The 17,163-nt window shown below is 67.0% G+C and carries 22 protein-coding genes and 1 pseudogene; 10 read left to right on the top strand and 13 right to left on the bottom strand.

The window, feature by feature from the left end; genetic code table 11:
* Positions 1 to 128 precede the first annotated feature (128 nt).
* The gene (locus tag G6N15_RS14195; RefSeq protein ID WP_083086314.1) at positions 129 to 1,106 is read right to left on the bottom strand and encodes a diacylglycerol/lipid kinase family protein; all 978 of its coding nucleotides are present in this window, start codon (positions 1,104 to 1,106) and stop codon (positions 129 to 131) included.
* 70 nt (positions 1,107 to 1,176) lie between these two features.
* Here G6N15_RS14195 and G6N15_RS14200 point away from each other — a divergent pair, with 70 nt between their 5' ends.
* Complete coding sequence (locus tag G6N15_RS14200) at positions 1,177 to 1,620, top strand: hypothetical protein (protein ID WP_083086443.1); 444 nt, start codon at positions 1,177 to 1,179, stop codon at positions 1,618 to 1,620.
* Here G6N15_RS14200 and G6N15_RS14205 read toward each other — a convergent pair.
* The 3 genes and pseudogenes from G6N15_RS14205 to G6N15_RS14215 all read right to left on the bottom strand — a co-directional run bounded on the left by G6N15_RS14205 (position 1,572) and on the right by G6N15_RS14215 (position 3,739).
* Positions 1,572 to 2,053: pseudogene (locus tag G6N15_RS14205) on the bottom strand (N-acetyltransferase family protein). The gene G6N15_RS14200 and the pseudogene G6N15_RS14205 overlap by 49 nt on opposite strands.
* Positions 2,050 to 3,147: an isochorismate synthase gene (locus tag G6N15_RS14210; RefSeq protein WP_083086312.1), complete on the bottom strand. Its 1,098-nt coding sequence runs from the start codon at positions 3,145 to 3,147 to the stop codon at positions 2,050 to 2,052. The pseudogene G6N15_RS14205 and the gene G6N15_RS14210 overlap by 4 nt, the downstream one beginning before the upstream one ends.
* A gap of 13 nt (positions 3,148 to 3,160) precedes the next feature.
* On the bottom strand, positions 3,161 to 3,739 hold the full coding sequence (locus G6N15_RS14215) for an acid phosphatase (RefSeq protein WP_083086310.1): 579 nt from the start codon (positions 3,737 to 3,739) through the stop codon (positions 3,161 to 3,163).
* A 116-nt stretch (positions 3,740 to 3,855) separates the two neighbouring features.
* Between G6N15_RS14215 and G6N15_RS14220 the strand changes: the two genes are divergently transcribed.
* Positions 3,856 to 4,656 (top strand): ParA family protein, encoded by an 801-nt coding sequence (locus G6N15_RS14220; RefSeq protein WP_083086308.1) that lies wholly within the window; start codon positions 3,856 to 3,858, stop codon positions 4,654 to 4,656.
* Here the strand turns inward: G6N15_RS14220 and G6N15_RS14225 are convergent.
* The 3 genes from G6N15_RS14225 to G6N15_RS14235 form a co-directional block, all read right to left on the bottom strand.
* A complete protein-coding gene (locus G6N15_RS14225; protein ID WP_083086306.1) occupies positions 4,653 to 5,867 on the bottom strand; it encodes an Rv3212 family protein in 1,215 nt (404 codons plus the stop codon). The genes G6N15_RS14220 and G6N15_RS14225 overlap by 4 nt on opposite strands.
* 18 nt (positions 5,868 to 5,885) lie before the next feature.
* Positions 5,886 to 7,328, bottom strand: coding sequence for a DEAD/DEAH box helicase (locus G6N15_RS14230; protein ID WP_083086304.1), 1,443 nt, complete (start codon positions 7,326 to 7,328; stop codon positions 5,886 to 5,888).
* A gap of 186 nt (positions 7,329 to 7,514) precedes the next feature.
* Positions 7,515 to 7,748: a hypothetical protein gene (locus G6N15_RS14235; RefSeq protein WP_163748077.1), complete on the bottom strand. Its 234-nt coding sequence runs from the start codon at positions 7,746 to 7,748 to the stop codon at positions 7,515 to 7,517.
* On the opposite strand from G6N15_RS14235, the gene G6N15_RS14240 reads away from it, so the two are divergent.
* The gene (locus G6N15_RS14240) at positions 7,747 to 8,442 is read left to right on the top strand and encodes a ferritin-like fold-containing protein (protein ID WP_083086301.1); all 696 of its coding nucleotides are present in this window, start codon (positions 7,747 to 7,749) and stop codon (positions 8,440 to 8,442) included. The genes G6N15_RS14235 and G6N15_RS14240 overlap by 2 nt on opposite strands.
* A gap of 46 nt (positions 8,443 to 8,488) precedes the next feature.
* Here G6N15_RS14240 and G6N15_RS14245 read toward each other — a convergent pair whose 3' ends face one another.
* Positions 8,489 to 9,157, bottom strand: coding sequence for an MmpS family transport accessory protein (locus tag G6N15_RS14245; protein WP_083086299.1), 669 nt, complete (start codon positions 9,155 to 9,157; stop codon positions 8,489 to 8,491).
* Between the two features lie 175 nt (positions 9,158 to 9,332).
* Between G6N15_RS14245 and G6N15_RS14250 the strand changes: the two genes are divergently transcribed.
* Positions 9,333 to 9,581: a DUF3107 domain-containing protein gene (locus G6N15_RS14250; protein ID WP_083086294.1), complete on the top strand. Its 249-nt coding sequence runs from the start codon at positions 9,333 to 9,335 to the stop codon at positions 9,579 to 9,581.
* Here the strand turns inward: G6N15_RS14250 and G6N15_RS14255 are convergent.
* Positions 9,568 to 10,248 carry a TetR/AcrR family transcriptional regulator gene (locus tag G6N15_RS14255; protein WP_083086292.1) on the bottom strand — a complete coding sequence of 227 codons (681 nt, stop codon included), beginning with the start codon at positions 10,246 to 10,248 and terminating at the stop codon, positions 9,568 to 9,570. The genes G6N15_RS14250 and G6N15_RS14255 overlap by 14 nt on opposite strands.
* A gap of 202 nt (positions 10,249 to 10,450) precedes the next feature.
* Here G6N15_RS14255 and G6N15_RS14260 point away from each other — a divergent pair, with 202 nt between their 5' ends.
* The 3 genes from G6N15_RS14260 (at position 10,451) to G6N15_RS14270 (ending at position 13,769) form a co-directional block, all read left to right on the top strand.
* Positions 10,451 to 11,476 carry a DUF3152 domain-containing protein gene (locus G6N15_RS14260; RefSeq protein ID WP_083086290.1) on the top strand — a complete coding sequence of 342 codons (1,026 nt, stop codon included), beginning with the start codon at positions 10,451 to 10,453 and terminating at the stop codon, positions 11,474 to 11,476.
* A 120-nt stretch (positions 11,477 to 11,596) separates the two neighbouring features.
* Positions 11,597 to 12,775 (top strand): adenylyltransferase/sulfurtransferase MoeZ, encoded by a 1,179-nt coding sequence (gene moeZ, locus G6N15_RS14265; RefSeq protein WP_083086288.1) that lies wholly within the window; start codon positions 11,597 to 11,599, stop codon positions 12,773 to 12,775.
* A gap of 139 nt (positions 12,776 to 12,914) precedes the next feature.
* Positions 12,915 to 13,769: a TIGR02569 family protein gene (locus tag G6N15_RS14270; RefSeq protein WP_083086285.1), complete on the top strand. Its 855-nt coding sequence runs from the start codon at positions 12,915 to 12,917 to the stop codon at positions 13,767 to 13,769.
* Here G6N15_RS14270 and G6N15_RS14275 read toward each other — a convergent pair.
* Together G6N15_RS14275 and G6N15_RS14280 are read right to left on the bottom strand one after the other, a co-directional pair.
* Positions 13,766 to 14,062, bottom strand: coding sequence for an MGMT family protein (locus G6N15_RS14275; RefSeq protein ID WP_083086283.1), 297 nt, complete (start codon positions 14,060 to 14,062; stop codon positions 13,766 to 13,768). The two genes, G6N15_RS14270 and G6N15_RS14275, sit on opposite strands and share 4 nt — an antisense overlap.
* 2 nt (positions 14,063 to 14,064) lie before the next feature.
* A complete protein-coding gene (locus G6N15_RS14280; protein WP_083086280.1) occupies positions 14,065 to 14,847 on the bottom strand; it encodes an alpha/beta fold hydrolase in 783 nt (260 codons plus the stop codon).
* Positions 14,848 to 15,041: 194 nt separating this feature from the next.
* Here G6N15_RS14280 and G6N15_RS14285 point away from each other — a divergent pair, with 194 nt between their 5' ends.
* Positions 15,042 to 15,368, top strand: a complete 327-nt coding sequence (locus G6N15_RS14285; protein ID WP_083086278.1) for a hypothetical protein — start codon at positions 15,042 to 15,044, stop codon at positions 15,366 to 15,368.
* Positions 15,369 to 15,383: 15 nt separating this feature from the next.
* Here G6N15_RS14285 and G6N15_RS14290 read toward each other — a convergent pair whose 3' ends face one another.
* Positions 15,384 to 15,593 (bottom strand): hypothetical protein, encoded by a 210-nt coding sequence (locus G6N15_RS14290; RefSeq protein WP_083086276.1) that lies wholly within the window; start codon positions 15,591 to 15,593, stop codon positions 15,384 to 15,386.
* Positions 15,562 to 15,957, bottom strand: coding sequence for a MerR family transcriptional regulator (locus tag G6N15_RS14295; protein WP_264019264.1), 396 nt, complete (start codon positions 15,955 to 15,957; stop codon positions 15,562 to 15,564). Before G6N15_RS14295 ends, G6N15_RS14290 begins: the two co-directional genes overlap by 32 nt.
* Positions 15,958 to 16,071: 114 nt before the next feature.
* Between G6N15_RS14295 and G6N15_RS14300 the strand changes: the two genes are divergently transcribed.
* Positions 16,072 to 16,494 carry an Hsp20/alpha crystallin family protein gene (locus tag G6N15_RS14300; RefSeq protein ID WP_083086273.1) on the top strand — a complete coding sequence of 141 codons (423 nt, stop codon included), beginning with the start codon at positions 16,072 to 16,074 and terminating at the stop codon, positions 16,492 to 16,494.
* 340 nt (positions 16,495 to 16,834) lie between these two features.
* Positions 16,835 to 17,149 carry a J domain-containing protein gene (locus G6N15_RS14305; protein WP_083086438.1) on the top strand — a complete coding sequence of 105 codons (315 nt, stop codon included), beginning with the start codon at positions 16,835 to 16,837 and terminating at the stop codon, positions 17,147 to 17,149.
* Positions 17,150 to 17,163 lie beyond the last annotated feature (14 nt).

The raw sequence follows: 17,163 nt of genomic DNA on the forward strand, positions 1-17,163 counted from the left end.
AGGCACAACAGATGTCAATAGTCCCACGTCAGCACGTGGGCAATCTCACTTCGACGATCTGCTGGCAAAACCCACGAACCGGTGTATTACGCTGAACGCTAACCTGCGCCCACGATCGGCGCGACGTCTTATCGCTGCAGGTCAGAATCTTTTTCTGCGGGTGGAGCGACCACGGCCAGCGCGTCGGGCACCGCCCGGAACGTCATGCCCTCACGCAGGCCGAGGTAGTCGCCGTCGAACTGGCTCGCGATCGGCGGGCCGCTGCAAGTGACCTTCAGGCACGCCGCGTCGTCGTCCCGGACGAGGTGCTTGGCCTCCAGCTTCGGCCGCTTCGACAGCATCTGACGCAGCAATCTCAGCGTCGGAATCACCTTCATCCCGGTGAGGGCGAACACACCCAGCCCCGTCTCGAAGGTGCAGTTCGGGTTAGTCCACATCGGACGGTTGTTGCTGTATGTCCACGGATTGGTATTGGTCACCCAAACGAAATGCGCCCCCGAAATGGGTTCGCGGTCGGGTAGCTGCAGCGTCAATGTCGGCTCGCGACGCGCGTAGGCGACCGTGGTGGGTATGGCCACGCGCCAGTACCGCAGCGGGGTGACCTTGGTGCCTTTCGCGCGTTGAGCTTCGACCGCGGCCACCACCTCGGCGTCGACGCCCATCCCGGCGTTGAGCACGGCCCAGCGCTCACCGCAGTCGATCAGGCTGATGCGGCGCCAGTTCTGCTGATGCCCGTGCTTGTCGAGCAGTCCGAGAAGCTGGTTGGTAGCGACGACCGGGTCGGGTGAGATGCCCAGCGCGCGGGCCAGGACGTTGGCCGAGCCGCCCGGCACCACCGCGACCGCAGGCACATGGCCGGTCGGCAATGGGCCCGGCGGTCCGAGTAGGCCGTTGACCACATTGCTCACCGTGCCGTCGCCGCCGTGCACCACGATCAGGTCGACGCCGGCTTCAGCGGCCGCCTGCGCGATTTCGCCGCCGTGGCCGCGGTGGGTGGTGTGCTCGATCGTCAGCTGAAGACGACTTCGCAGCGCGTGCGCCAACAAATCTCGGCCCGCGGGGGTCGTGGAGGTCGCGGTGGGGTTGACGATTAGCACAGCACGCATGTGGCAAGAGCTTAACCGCCGGATCGTCGGAATCACCGGCGCCACGGGTGGCTACGCTGGCGCTGTGACGGTGCCCGGCGACCGGGAGGCGCGCCCGGCCCCTGCGACTGTGCGGGGGGCGGGACTGATCGTCGCCGTACAAGGCGCGGCGGGACTGGTTGTCGCGGCTGTCTTCGTGGTGCGGGCGCTCGCCGGAGCGGACCAGCGTGTGGTCAACGGTATTGGCACCGCGGTGTGGTTCTTTTTGATCGGTGCTGCTGTGCTGGCCGCCGGATGGGGGCTGTTGCGCGGCAAGCGCGGGGGCCGCGGCTTCGCGGTCTTCACACAGCTGTTGGTGCTGCCTGTTGCCTGGTATCTGGCGGTGGGCTCGCACCGGCCGCTGTTCGGAGCGCCGGCGGCGCTGTTGGCGGTGACTGCGTTGGTGTTGCTGTTCAGTCCACCCGCGCTACGATGGGCGGCTGGTGGTCAGCGCGGTTCGGCCAGCGCCGCCAACTCCGGACCCGAGACGCGATAGCTGATCAACTCCGGCTGGGCCCGCGCGCCGATCGCCTCGTACAGCGCGATCGAGTCGGAATTCCAGTCGAGACCGCCCACGACAGCCTGGTATAGCCGTTGTCGAGGCATTCGCGTGCCAGCGCCGACAGCAGCGCGCGACCCAGGCCACGTCGGCGAAATCGTCTGCGCACGTATAGATCCTCCAGATACACGCCCGCCACGCCGTCCCATGTCGAGAAATTCGTGAGCCACAGCGCCATCGCGGCAACCTCGCCATCCACCTCTGCGACGTGGCCGTGCACTGTTGGCGCATCGCCGAAAAGAGCTGCCGCCATTTGGTTTTCGGTGACGACACACAAATCGCCAACGTGCTGGAAGGCTGCTAGCTCATGGACTATGCCGGTGATGTCGGCGGTGTCTGCCGGTGTGGCCCGCCGGATGCGCCCTGTCACTGCGCGACTCCCAACGCGGTCAAGATCGTCGCGAATTTCGTAGTGGTCTCGTCGACTTCCTCATCAGGATCGGATTCGGCGACGATGCCGCCGCCGGCATGCGCGAGCGCGCTGCGGCGGTCAGCCGACAGCTGCGCCCCGCGAATCGACACAGCCCATCGGCCGTCGCCGCGTGCGTCGCACCAGCCCACGGCGCCGGCGTAGAAACCGCGGTCTCCTTCCAGCGCGGCGATGAGCTCGCACGCTTGTTTGGTAGGCACCCCGCCGACCGCCGGGGTGGGATGCAGTGCCAATGCCAAATCCATTGCAGTCGTTGCACTGTCACGCAACCGGCCACTGATCGGTGTGCTTAGATGCCACACTGTCGCGGTACGCCTCAGCTCGGGAGCCGGCGCGATTGTCAGCTCGCGGCACAACGGCTGCAGCGCCCCACGCATCGTGTCGACCACCAGCTGGTGTTCGTGGCGGTTCTTGGCCGAACCCGCCAGCGCCGCGCCGGCTGCCTCGTCGAGCCGTGGGTCGGCGGCGCGCGGCGCCGAGCCGGCCAGCGGTCGACAGGTCACTCGGTCGCCGTCGCGGGCCACCAGCAACTCAGGACTGGCGCCGACCAACGCCGCACCCGCATAGCGGCCGCCGGCCGGCGTCAAATCGACCAGGTAGCCGAACGCGGCGGGGTCGGCAGCGATCAGCCGGCGCAGAATGACCCGGGCGTCCAGCGGTGCGTCCGCGACCAGCCGCAAGGCTCGCGCCAGCACCACTTTGCTCAGCGCGGCACCCGGCGCGGCGAGCTGGTCGCGCGCCCGTCGCACCCGGCTGCGGTGCTGTTCGGGCGACGGTATCGCGGCAGCAACCCGCACCGCCGGCCCCGGACCGCTCGGCCAGTCGGGCAGCGTTTCGACATCCCGTATGCTCCGCGGCGCTAGCAACGCAGCAGGATGGCCGATGTCAAATGGCAACGCTCCCACAATGATTCGGGTGTTACCGGTGCGCAGCGCCGCCTGCGCCGCCGACACCTCCGAGTAGCTGCCGGCCACCCCGTCGGCGACCAGCACCCCGTCCGGCCCGCACAGCACGAACGACGGCTGGCCACCCATACGCGATAGCTGCTCAGTCCAAGCGCGCCAGCTGGCGCGCTCCGTGTTCGAAGCCGCACACCGCCAGGCCTCCGGCGTTCATCGCGAAGCGGAGGCCGTCACCAACCGGCAGCTCCACCCAGCGGGCCATCACCGCGCGAGAGAAGTGGCCGTGTCCGACAAATACGACGTCGCGAGATTCCATGTGCTGCAACGCCAACGCGACAGCACGGTCAGCGCGGTCGCTGACTTGCGCAGGGCTTTCGCCGTCGGGGGCACCCTGAGTCCAGATCAGCCAGTCGGGGCGCGATTCGCGGATCTGCGCCGTGGTGAGACCCTCGTAGGAGCCGTAATCCCATTCGGCGAGCAACTCGGTTTCCTCGTCGACGGTAAGACCGGCCAACTCGGCTGTGACGACAGCGCGCCGCCGCGGGCTGCTAAACACCATCGGGTTGTCCAGCCCAAGGCGGCCGAGTGTTTCCTTCAAGGCCTGTGCTTGCTCGCGGCCGGCTTCGGTCAGCTCAAGTTCGGTGCGGCCGGTGTGCTGTCCGGACTTCGACCACTCGGTCTCGCCGTGGCGCAGCAACACCAGCCGATGGTCCTCGACGCCCATGTCGCCCGATTCTGCCTGAGAGTCATTGCGATCGCCGCGCGGGCATAGCGGGGAAGATGCCAGGATGGCCCGTATGCGCGATGCGAAAGCGAAGCGATGAGGAGGGGCGGCGCCATATGACTGACACGAGGGTGCTGGCGGTCGCCAATCAGAAGGGCGGGGTGGCCAAGACGACGACGGTGGCGTCGTTGGGTGCGGCGATGGCCGACGACGGGCGGCGAGTGCTGCTCGTCGATCTGGATCCCCAAGGCTGTCTGACCTTTTCGCTCGGCCACGATCCCGACAAGCTCCCGGTGTCGGTGCATGAAGTGCTGTTAGGGGAGGTGGAACCGGACGCGGTGCTGGTCAACACCGCGGAGGGGATGACGCTGTTGCCCTCCAACATCGACCTTGCCGGCGCGGAGGCGATGTTGCTGATGCGCGCGGGCCGCGAGTATGCGTTGAAGCGTGCGCTGGACAAGCTGAACGACCGGTTCGACGTGGTGATCGTCGACTGCCCGCCGTCGCTGGGAGTTCTTACGCTCAACGGGCTCACCGCCGCCGACGAGGTGATCGTGCCGCTGCAGTGCGAGACGCTGGCGCACCGCGGCGTCGGACAGTTCCTGCGCACGGTCGCCGACGTGCAGCAGATCACCAACCCCCGGCTGCGCCTGCTGGGTGCGCTGCCGACGCTGTATGACCCGCGCACCATCCATACCCGTGACGTGCTGCTCGACGTCGCTGACCGCTACGACTTGCCGGTGCTCGGTCCGCCAATTCCACGGACGGTGCGCTTCGCCGAGGCCAGCGCCTCCGGGTCGTCCGTGATGGCCGGGCGCAAGAACAAGGGCGCGTTGGCCTACCGGGAGTTGGCGCATGCGCTGCTCAAGCACTGGAAGTCCGGCAAGCCCCTGCCGACCTTCACCCCAGAGGTTTAACCGCCGAGCGCTACCACGGTGTCGCCGCGCTGCTCGATCAGCTTGGTGCCGGAAACGGCGGGGATCACCGCCGACGTTCCTGTTGGCCGGCTCACTGGTAGGTAGCGCTCGTTGGTCCCGGTGGTCGGGTCATAGACGCCGATGCCGTCGGTGACCGGGACCAGCAGCCGGCCGGCCATCATCGTCGCAGGCCCCAACGGAACTGCCTGGCCTGCTGCGGGAATGGTGTAGCGGTAGGTCAGGTTCGCCGCGTCGAACACCATCACGGCATCGCCTGTCCACCATGTCACCAGGTTGCCGGGGTGGGAGATGGCACTCGACGACGCCGGCTTGGGCAGCAGCGTGCTCGCCACCGTGACCCCGGTCTCGTCGACGACGTCGACCCTGGGTTGCGGTGACGGCAGGTATACCGCGGTGTTGGTGTCTGAGACGGTCAGCACCCGCGCACCTGACCTGGGGCCAATCCCAGGCTCGGGCACGAAGCGTTGCTCGGGTTCGTCCTCTTCTTTGGCCGGCCGCAGCAAGGTAAGCCGCAGGTCGGCGGCCTTGGGGCAGGCTTCGAGCACGGATACCGCCGCGGAGCTGGCTGCCGCGGACGTCAGCGTGCATCCGGCGTGCACGCCGTGCGATGACGGTTTGAGCCTCGCGTCGATCTCGCCGTAGGACAGCATCCGCACCATGTCCGACCGCCACAATTCGAGCCGGGTGTTGCCGGCCGACAGCACCGTCGTGCCGTCTGACGTGACTGTGACGTGAGGGTCGGCGTAGCTGCTGCGGGCCGGTCCACGCCGGCCGGTCGCGGCGTCGATGGTGCTGACCTGCCCGCAGCCGCGGTCGTCCCGGTAAACGGCGACGGCGTAGCGGTAGACCCACGACACCGCGCACAGATCGCTGTCGCGGGCGTAAGTCCACCGCGACTCGCCGGTGCCCGGGTCGCGCCCGTTGACCGTGCGCTTGTCGGCGGTGACGACCGTACCGCCGACCACCACGGGGCGGCTGGTGCTCGTGCTGGTCGCGGTCCAGAGTTGGCGCAGCGACGCCGGGACCGCCCGCGCAGGCGTCGGATTGGGCGGCAGAACGGCGGCCGGGCGGCTGATGGTGGCCCGGGCGTCGCTGGTCCACCAGATCAGCACCGCGGCTACCGCAACGACCACCGCGATCGCCGCGGCGGCCACGATGTCGGCCTTGGTGCGGCGTTCGGGTCTGACCATCGGGCAGCGGCGGCCGCTTTAGTTGACGGGCGCGGCGTTTGCCGCTTTGCGCGGCCGGCGACGGCGGCGGCGGACGCTGTGCGTGCCGTCGCCGGTGGGCGTCTCGGCGGCCGTCTCACCGTTGGTCGTCGGGTGGCCGCTGGCCGGTTTGCCGGCGCGAGTGCGCCGCCGCGACCTGTTGCTGTTCCGCGGTGCGGATCCGTTGCTCTTGCCCTGGGTTGCGCGCGGCTTGCCGACGCTGCCGCCGGCTTCGGCCGGGATGCCCAACTCGGTGTACAGATGCGGGGAGCTTGAGTACGTCTCCGGCGGTTCCGGGCAACCGAGCCCCAGCGCCTTGTCGATCATCGCCCAGCGGGCCAGTTCGTCCCAGTCGACCAGGGTGACCGCGACGCCGGTGCGCCCGGCGCGGCCGGTGCGGCCGATGCGGTGCACGTAGGTCTTCTCGTCGTCGGGGCACTGGTAGTTGATGACGTGGGTGACGTCGTCGATGTCGATCCCGCGGGCGGCCACGTCGGTGGCGACCAGGACATCGATATCGCCGCTGCGGAAGGCCTTGAGTGCTTTTTCCCGCGCGACCTGGCCCAGATCCCCGTGCACCGCGCCGACCGCGAAGCCCCGCTCGGCCAGCTCGTCGGCCACCTTCTGGGCGGTGCGCTTGGTGCGGGTAAAGACCATGGTGGCGCCGCGGTCACGGGCCTGCAGGACTCGGCTGACCAGCTCCACCTTGTCCAGTGCGTGCGCGCGGTAGACGAACTGGTCGGTCGCGTCGTGTACCGCCGAGGCGTCGGGCGCCTCGGCGCGGATGTGTGTGGGCTGGTTCATGAACGTGCGGGCCAGCTTGATGATGGGGTTGGGCATCGTCGCCGAGAACAGCATCGCTTGGCGGTCGTCGGGTATCTGGCTCAAGATGCGCTCGATGTCGGGCAGGAAGCCCAGGTCGAGCATCTCGTCGGCTTCGTCGAGCACAAGCACCCGCAGGCCGCCCAGCTGCAGGTGTCGCTGCTGGGCCAGGTCGAGCAGCCGACCGGGCGTGCCCACCACAACGTCGGCGCCGGAACGCAGCGCTTCGATCTGCGGCTCGTAAGGACGACCGCCGTAGATGGACACCACCGATAGCGGCCGGCCGTCATCGGCGCTGAGGTATTTGGCGGCGGCGGCCAGATCTTCGGAGACCTGCAGGCACAGCTCGCGGGTGGGCACCACAACGAGCGCTCGAGGCACGCCGCTCAAGTCGCCGGCGGTGGCGGTGATGCGCTGGAGCAGCGGCACGCCGAACCCAAGGGTCTTGCCCATGCCGGTGCGGGCCTGGCCGATCAGGTCCTCGCCGGCAAGGGCCACCGGCAGGGTGAGTTCTTGGATGGCAAAAGGGCGTTCGATGTCCTGATCGGTTAATGCACGGACGATTTCGTCGCGAACTCCCAGGGTGGCAAAGGTCAGATGGGGTGTGACAAGGGGTGTCATGCGTGGGCGATAAGCCTTTCGGTGTCAGGTTCGGTCAAATCTCGTCGCGGTTCGTCGAGTTCCGGGCGCGCACGAGGTTCTGACTCCGAATACGTTGCCGATTCGCGGGCCCTGCGCTGCACAGGCGGGCCAACTGCATGCACGCACATAATCGTTCGGTAGCTGTACAGCCGCTACCGACTTCCATCATAGCTGGCGCGTTGCGGCGCCCGCCTGTCGCCGTCCGGTCGGCGCGGCGAAGGCGATCGCCAGGGCGGCGAAGCCGGTCGCAGCGGGTCGCCACCAGCACGCCTTCGTGGCGATCGCCAGGGCGGCGAAGCCGGTCGCAGCGGGTCGCCACCAGCACGCCTTCGTGGCGATCGCCAGGGCGGCGAAGCCGGTCGCAGCGGGTCGCCACCAGCACGCATAGAGTGTTGCCATGACTTCGCCTTCGCGCGCCGAGCAGGCGGCCGATCCGCAGTCGCCGCGGCTTTCCGCGGACCATCCCGGCGTCGACAAGCTCTTCGCCGTGCTCGCCTACGGCGAAATCGCCGCTTTCTACCGGCTCGCCGAGGAGGCAAAGATGGCGCCCAACCTGCGCGGCCGGATTTCGATGGCGAGCATGGCGGCCGCGGAGATGGGTCACTACGAGCTGCTGCGTGACGCCATGGAAAGCCGGGGCGTCGACGTGGTGCCCGCGATGGCGGAGTTCGCGTCGGCCCTCGATAACTACCACCGGCTGACCACGCCGAGCACCTGGCTGGAGGCGCTGGTGAAGACGTATGTCGGTGATGCGCTGGCCGCCGACTTCTACCTGGAAATCGCCGACGGGCTGCCCGACGAAGTCGCCGACGTGGTACGCGCGGCGCTGGCCGAAACCGAGCACTCGCAGTTCGTCGTCGCCGAGGTGCGTGCCGCAGTGACCCGCAGCAGCAAACAGCGCAGCCGACTGGCGCTGTGGTCGCGCCGCCTGCTCGGTGAGGCGATCACCCAGGCCCAATACGTTCTGGCCGAGCATGACGAGCTGGTCGACTTGGTGGTGTCGGGAACCGATGGCTTGACCCAGCTTCCGGGATTCTTTGACCGTGTGCAGCGCACCCATGACGAACGGATGCGCGAACTCGGGCTGACCTAAAGGCTCCGCAGGTGGCTGGTGCCTCGAGCGGGGCGGCATCGTCGGTCTAACGTGCGCAGGTGGCGATCATCGCGTTGCTTGTTGAGGCCGCGATCGTCTGGCCGGCGGCGTCGTTGATCGCGCAGTTGAGATGACCGGCCAGGCTGGTGGCGATGACGGATTTTGTCTGCACGCCCGGGTTCAACACGATGGTCTTGCTCCACGGCAACGACACATCGAAGTCTGTCTGCGGCAACCCCTGCGCATCGGTGTAGATGACGGTTACCAGGTCGAAAAACGGCTGCTTTGTCCCGGTTACCGAATACACGATCGTGCGTGGATTGACCGCAGGCGGGCTGGCTTCCGACGACGGGCTGGGCTCTACGGTGGGGACCGGTGACGGCGCCGTGGTGGGCGCGGCCGACGGCGTCAAGGTCGTCACCGTCTCGCGCGGGAGCGACGTCGGCGGCGCCGCCGTCGGGATGCTTGGCGGCGGTGTGGCGATGACATGCCGCGTCGGTGGCGGCCCCACCGTGGCTGTGGTCGACGTGCTGTCACCGCCGTAGAGGATCAGCGCGGTGGCGATCACAGCGAGCACCAGAACAACACCGGCGATCGCGGCTATCGGCCGCCAGCGATGGTCGAATACGCCGGCGTCGTGGTCGGCGCCGGCGTAGATCTCCTCGTCCGGGTAGTCGTGGACGTTGGTATCAGAGTGATCAATGATGCTAATGATGCTGATGGTATCGGCTGGAGGCTGCCGATTGTGACGCGGCGCGGGCGTGTCGGCGTGACGTTGCCGCCGCTGGAGCTTCGCGGACGGTCAGTGGCTGGTGCGCGCGGTCGGTGGTGCTTCCACTAGCCTGCATGCGGGAACGCAGTTGCGGTGAACTCGAACGGAGGCGTCTGACGTGGAGGTCAAGATCGGTATCACGGACAGCCCGCGCGAGCTGGTCTTCACCAGCGCGCAGACGCCCGACGAAGTCCAGGAACTGGTCACCGCCGCATTAGCAAAGCAGTCGGACGTGCTGAGCCTGGCCGACGAGCGGGGCCGCCGATTCCTGATCAACACCGAAAAGATCGCCTACGTGGAGATCGGTGTCGCTGAGTCGCGCCGTGTTGGCTTTGGGATCGGGCTGGAGTCGGCTACGAGCGGGTGAGCGGCACGTGCGACAGGCCGCCCCAGGCGAACTGCACCGTGCCGTCCACCGCGTCTTCTTTGGAGATCGGGCGATCGGCGTCCAGCCAGTACCTGGCGCAGTCGACGCTGATGCCCACGAGACCCACCGCGATCATCCGGGCCCTGTGCGGATCCAGCCCTGAATCGGCGCTGATCAAGTCGAAGACCGCGTCGGTGCAGGACTCGGTAGCGACCCGGACCTGGGCGGCGACCTGAGGCTCGGTGACGTAGTCGTTCTCGAAGATCAGCCGGTAGCCCTGATTTTCGTGCTCGATGAAGTCGAAGAATGCCTGCACCGCCGAGCTCAACCGTTGGTAGTTGTCGGTGGTCGTCCGCAGCGCCTGGCGCACGCTCGACACCAGGTTCTCCACATGCCGTTGCAGCACCGCTAGATACAGCTCCAGCTTGCTGGAGAAGTGTTGGTAGAGAACCGGTTTGCTCACTCCGGCCCGGTCGGCGATCTCGTCCATGCCGGCCGCGTGGTAGCCACGGTCGACGAAAATCTCACTCGCGGCGATCAGCAATTGTCCGCGCCGCTCGTCGCGGGGAAGCCGGTTACCGCGGCGGTTCGCCGTCCCGCCGCTGCCCAGTGACCGGTCGACGTGTTCGGCGCTACTCCGTGCAGTCGCGTTCGCGAGATCGCTCATCAGTCCTCAATCTGGGTTGTCGGCCACATCACGGCGGCGTCGCCGCACACGGCTTGTCCGATCGACACTACTACCCAGGTCGACCGGACCCGCGAATTCCCGACGGCCAGCGACTGATTAGGCGTCGGCGCAGCACCGTGCGCCGGCGCCTAACGGGCGCGCCCAGAGGCCCAGCTCGCGGTAGCTGTGCCATCCTAGGGCAGTGACCTACGACTCGGCGCAGCACGGGGGAACTCGGGTACCCGTCCTCCGCGACGAGTGGCGAGAACCGCTGCGCGCTCAGCGTGATCCGCTCGCCTGGGGCGCTGGTCGGCCACGCTCCAATCGCGACAGGGAGCGCCGCTGGCGCAAACAAACTTGGCTGGGTCGCTTTGTGTCCACCTACGGCTGGCGCGCGTACGCGCTGCCGGTGCTGACCGCCGTCACCGTGGTGGTGCTGTATCAGACCGTGACCGGCACCGGTGCGCCCGCACCTGCCTCGCAGGATCCGGCGCAGGGGCCGCCGACGATCGGGGCGGTGGGCACCTCGATCATCGACTCGCCTCCTCGCGGCCTGACCGAGTTCGACGCCAATCTTCCGACCGGGCTGTTGCCAGCCGGCGGCCCTTTCACCCCGGCCGGTGACAAGACGTGGCATATCGTCCCCGGCACCATGCCTCAATTGGGGCAGGGCACGGCCAAGGTGTTCCGATACACGGTCGAGGTCGAGAACGGGATCGACACCACGACGTTCGGCGGCGACGACGCATTCGTGCGGATGGTCGACGAGACGTTGGCCAATCCCAAGAGCTGGACTCACAATCCGCAATTCGCGTTCGTGCGGATCGACAGCGGCAATCCCGATTTCCGGATCTCGTTGAGCTCGCCGATGACGATACGCGATGGCTGCGGCTATGAGATTCCGCTGGAAACCTCGTGCTACAACCCGGTGTTCGGGAGGGAGTCGCAGCCGCGGGTCCTCATCAACGAGGCACGCTGGGTCCGCGGAGCTGTTCCCTTCGAAGGCGACGTTGGTTCCTACCGCCAGTATGTGATCAACCACGAAGTCGGCCACGCCATCGGTTACCAGCGCCACGAGCCCTGCGACAAGCAAGGCGCTTTAGCGCCGGTGATGATGCAGCAGACGTTCTCCACGGCCAACAACGACGAGGCCAAGTTCGACCCCGAGTGGGTCAAACCGGACGGGAAAACCTGCCGGTTCAACCCCTGGCCCTATCCGATCGCCTAGCGGGTGGGCCGCGGGAAGCATCGCGGGCAGCGCACGGTTGATCTGTTTGCCGTCGAGCAAGACAACTGCTGTGATGGTTGTGGCTGACGGACCTGAGAAGTTAGACCAAGGAGATATCCGGTGTCGACATCGTTGCCGCCGCTCGTCGAGCCAGCAGCCGAGCTGACCCGGGAGGAGGTTGCGCGCTACAGCCGCCACCTGATCATCCCGGATCTCGGGGTAGACGGGCAGAAGCGGCTGAAGAACGCCAGAGTGCTGGTGATCGGCGCGGGCGGGCTCGGAGCGCCCACGCTGCTGTACCTGGCCGCCGCCGGCGTGGGCACCATCGGCATCGTTGACTACGACGTCGTCGACGAATCGAACCTGCAGCGCCAAATCATCCACGGGGTGTCCGACATCGGCCGACCGAAGACGCAGTCCGCGCGCGACTCGATCGCCGAGGTCAACCCGCTGGTGCAGGTGCGACTTCACGAGACGAAGCTGGAGCCGGGCAACGCCGTCGAGCTGTTCAAGCAATACGACCTGATCCTTGACGGCACCGATAACTTCGCGACCCGCTATCTGGTCAACGACGCCGCGGTGCTGGCGAAAAAACCGTATGTCTGGGGATCGATCTACCGCTTCGAAGGCCAGGTCTCGGTGTTCTGGGAGAACGCACCCAACGGCCGGGGCCTCAACTACCGCGACCTCTACCCCGAAGCGCCGCCGCCGGGCATGGTGCCGTCGTGCGCCGAAGGCGGTGTGCTGGGCATCCTGTGCGCCTCGATCGCGTCGGTTATGGGCACTGAGGCGATCAAGCTCATCACCGGGATCGGCGAGCCACTGCTCGGCCGGCTGATGATGTACGACGCGCTGGAGATGAGCTATCGCACGATCACCGTCCGCAAGGATCCGTCGACGCCCAAGATCACCGAGCTGATCGACTACGACGAGTTCTGCGGGGGGGTGTCCGCGGACGCCACGGATGCGGCCGCCGGCTCTGCCATCACCCCACGCGAGCTACGTGAGCTCATGGACTCCGGCAAGAAGTTCGCATTGATCGACGTGCGCGAGCCGGTGGAATGGGACATCAACCACATCGACGGCGCGCAGCTGATCCCGCAGTCGTCGATCAATTCCGGTGAGGGCCTGGCCAAGCTGCCGCACGACCGGATGCCGGTGCTGTACTGCAAGACTGGCGTGCGCTCGGCTGAGGCGTTGGCCGCGGTGAAGAAGGCCGGGTTTTCCGACGCCGTCCATTTGCAGGGCGGCATCGTGGCGTGGGCCAAGCAGATGCAGCCCGACATGGTGATGTATTGATCCGGTGACGATGCAGGGCGCGTAGCGGCCTAAGGAGGAGCCGGGCCATCGTGTTTAGCGCGGTAACGATGCGGCTCAAGGTTGCTGGCGCGTCGTGTCTAGCGGCATTACCCGTCGTCAGCGCGGTTACCCTGACCCTGTGACTGTCGAGCGGCCGCCCGAGCACGTTTTGGCGGCGTTCGGGCTAAGTGGAGTGCGCCCGGTACCGCTGGGTGACTGCTGGGAAGGCGGCTGGCGGTGCGGCGAGGTGGTGTTGTCGATGGTGGCCGACCACGCCCGTGCGGCGTGGTCGGCCCGGGTACGCGAGACGCTGTTCGTCGACGGAGTGCGCCTGGCCCGTCCGGTCCGTTCGACCGATGGCCGATATGTGGTGTCCGGCTGGCGCGCCGACACGTTCGTCGCCGGTAGGCCTGAGCCCCGCCACGACGAAGTGGTCTCCGTGGCCGTGCGGTTACACGAGGCGACCAGCAAACTAGAACGTCCACGTTTTCTGACCCAGGGTCCGACCGCGCCGTGGGCGGAGGTCGATGTGTTCATCGCCGCCGACCGTGCCGCCTGGGAGGAGCGTCCACTGCATTCAGTGCCGCCTGCGGCGCGGATAGCCCCGGCGACGGCCGACACCCAGCGCTCAATCGACCTGATCAACCAGCTTGCGGGATTGCGCCGACCGACCAAGAGCCCTAGCCAGCTGGTGCACGGGGATCTTTATGGGACGGTGCTTTTCGCGGGAACGGCCGCCCCGGGCATCACTGACATCACGCCGTACTGGCGGCCCGCATCATGGGCGGCGGGTGTGGTTGTGGTTGACGCGCTGTCATGGGGGGAGGCCGACGACGGGCTCATCGAGCGATGGGATGCGCTGCCGGAGTGGCCGCAGATGTTGTTGCGCGCCTTGATATTTCGGTTGGCAGTGCATGCGCTGCACCCGCGGTCGACGGCGGCGGCATTCCCTGGTCTGGCCCGCACGGCGGCGTTGGTCCGGCTGCTGCTTTAAAAGCGGTGACGGACCTCCTCCAGCGCGACCCTGCCGTCGACTGCAAGCACCCCTTCGGCGCGCAGCAGCTCCAGCTGCCGCGCAGCCAGATGCCGCGCCGGCCGACCTGAGGCGGTGATCACCCGGTGCCAGGGCAGATCGGCGGAGTCGGTGCGCATGATCCAACCGACGATGCGCGGGCTGGAAAGCTCTGCGGCAGAAGCGATATCGCCGTATGTGGCGACCCTGCCAGCGGGAATCGCGGCGACCAACGCCCGCACTCGCTCCACCTGCTCGCCGGTCACCGCTGCCATGGTCAGCCCAGCCGTTCGCGGATCACCGCGGCAACTTCTGCGGGCTTGGCCAGCGGCACCATGTGGTCGCACTCCACATCGACCAGGCGGAAATCGGGCCCAAGCCGCCCGCGCAGTGCCCTGATGAGTTTTTCGCTGACGTACGCCGGCGAGGTCCACGTCGCGCGCATCAGCGTCGTCGCAGTTCCCTTGGGCGGCAAGACGATGTCACGGGCCAGCTCGCTCCAATAGGACATCATCGCCGGCAGGCTGATCCGCCAGCCGTACCGTCCGCCCGGCAGCGCCACCAGGTGCTGCTCGAGCTCGGCGTCAAGCAGCGCTGGATCGACGTCGGCCCATGAGCCGGTTGCTTTTTCCGCGCGCGCTTCCTCGACGTCGGAGTAGTCGGGTGAGGCCAGCATCGCCTCGGCGACCTCACGGATCCACTGGCCGTCCAGGCCGATCGCCGGGTCCAACAGCACAAGCGCCGCCACTTTGTCCGGGTGGGTGGCGGCCAGGTGCAGCGCCACCGCACCGCCGAACGAATGGCCGACCACCACGGCGGGGCCATCGGTCTGCTGGTCGAGCCAGGCCCCCAGCGCCTTGACATTGGCATCAATGGTCCACGGTGCGGCCCACGACGACCTGGCGTGCCCGATCAAATCCGGTGCGGCAATGCTGATCTCGGGTAGGTGGTGAGTGGCTAACCGCTGCCAGCGCTGACCGTGCCCGGTGAGGCCGTGTAGTGCCACGACTTGCACCGGTCCCGGCGGGCCGTACTGGTGCATATGAAGATCGTCGGTCACGCGTCGATCGTGCCAGCCCGCGCGCAGGACGTGAACCGGGCCGGGTTAGTGAGCCCACCAGACCGCGAAATATGTGACAACGGGCACAGGTTATATGTGGCAAGCGTGCATGGCCGCCATGCGATGACCATGTTGATTGCCCTGCCGCGCAAACCAGTTCACCGGCGATCCGGACGCGAAGGAGGCGAGAATCGATGAGCGACTACCGTCGGCCGCCGCAGACACGCCGGGCCGGCGCACGGATTCTCGACACCGCCGAAGGTGTGCTCGTCGCCTTACGCCGGTACCGGCTTGACCGGGCGTTCGTCGAAATCATGCAGACGGCTAAGCACCACGGCCTCAACCCACTCAGCCTTGCTGACGCGTTGGTCGCCCTCGCCGAGGACGGACTGAGCACTGATGTCGACGACGCGGCTGCCGCTGTCGCGCTGAGTACCTGGGGTCACCTGTTCAGCGGCGACAACCGAGTTGGGGCAGCAGCCGAGCACACGAACAACTTCCCCGGCGAGGACGACGCCTAGCACAATCGCAGGTTTTCACACTTGGCTTCCCACGTCGTCGTCCGGCAGCGGCACGATGGTGGCTTGGTCGATCACGTCGGCTTCGTTGGCCTCCCGGTCACTGATGTCTGCGACATACTCTGTGTCCAACTCGATTTCGTCGCCGACATCAACTGTTCGGTGCTGGTCGATCGCGTCGGCTTCAGGTGTTTCGTCAACCGGCAGGATCTTCTCGACCTCCGCCATGATCCCTCCTCCCCTTCTTTCCTGCGGTGGCGCCTGACGCGCGCTTTCGGCCGGCTTTGAGTTTCGCATTGTCGGATTGGAGCTGGGTGTTATCGAACTCGAGCTGACTGTTCCTGTTCTCCAAGTCGAGTATGCGTGCGATGCCGGCGAGGTTCACCCCCTGAGCGACCAATTCAGAAATCCGCTCCAGACGCCGCAAGTCGTCGTCGCTGTAGCGGCGCACGCCGCCGTCGGTACGAGACGGCGTGAGCAGTCCTCGACGCTCGTAGAGCCGCAACGTCTGGGGCGCAATCCCGGACAGTTCGGACATCACCGAAATGCCGTACACCCCGCGCGCGGAACGGGGTAACGCGTCCTCGGTCAACCCTTCTCCATCTCGACATCAAACGCTATTACTACTTGCGCAACCATACCATGCGTGGTATCACAAAGCTATGTCAGCAGACATAGATCATCTGCTGTATCTGGGAGGTGAAATATGGTTTTGATGCGCACAGACCCGTTCCGGGATCTCGACCGCTGGACTCAGCAGGTGCTCGGTACGGCGGCCCGGCCCGCGGTCATGCCGATGGACGCCTGGCGTGAGGGTGACAAGTTCATCGTGGAGTTCGATCTGCCTGGCGTGAACACGGATTCGCTCGACCTCGACGTGGAACGCAACGTGCTGACCGTCCGTGCCGAGCGACCCGACCTCGACCAGAACCGGGAGATGGTGTCGGCTGAGCGGCCACGAGGGGTGTTCAGCCGTCAGCTATTCCTTGGCGAGAACCTCGACACCGACAGAATCGAGGCCAGCTACCACGACGGGGTATTGCGGCTCGCCATCCCGGTGGCCGAGAAGGCAAAGCCCCGCCGCATCGAGATCAACCGCGACGCCGAGCGCACGGCGATCAAGGCCTGACGGCCTCCGCTTACGCGCCGCATCGGCGGGTGGGCCGCGATCGCCCCCGCCGGTCGGCGCGTTCGCGGCAGTGGTTGACAAACACTCGAGGAGGTGATGCCCCGACTGTTTGGGACGGTTACAACGGTTAAAAACCCACGCAGTGACACTCGTGCGTCCGCGAATGTTGCTACGTACCCAAGGCGCGACTGACGCAGCACGACTGCGTGCGCACCGCCACTGAGCGTGGCTCTGGCTGCGGACCGCACAGACGTCAGGGTGGGCGCGCATACGATGGCACCCGAAGGCGCGCCCACCCTGCGCACCTGCGTCGGCGCGGTAAAAGATGCGGTGGCCGAAGATGACGGACCCATACGCGGTGCTCGGTGTATCGCCGAGCGCTAGTCAAGACGAAATCACGCACGCCTACCGGCGGGAATTGCGTGCGCATCACCCCGATGTGCGCTCGGCGCAACCGAGTTCAGCTGACGATGAGCGGCTGCGCCAAATCCTGGCCGCCTACGCGTTGTTGCGTGACCCGCGTCGCCGCTCGGACTACGACCGCACCTATGCCGTCGAGGAAAGCCCTCCTCCGGCGCCGGTGACGGTCACCCATATCGGCTACCCCGACGATCGGCCGCCATTGTGGGCGGGGCCGGTCCGCTGGCATCGCTGAATGCGCCTGACCTG

This window comes from Mycobacterium noviomagense (assembly GCF_010731635.1).
GTDB classification, from domain to species: domain Bacteria; phylum Actinomycetota; class Actinomycetes; order Mycobacteriales; family Mycobacteriaceae; genus Mycobacterium; species Mycobacterium noviomagense.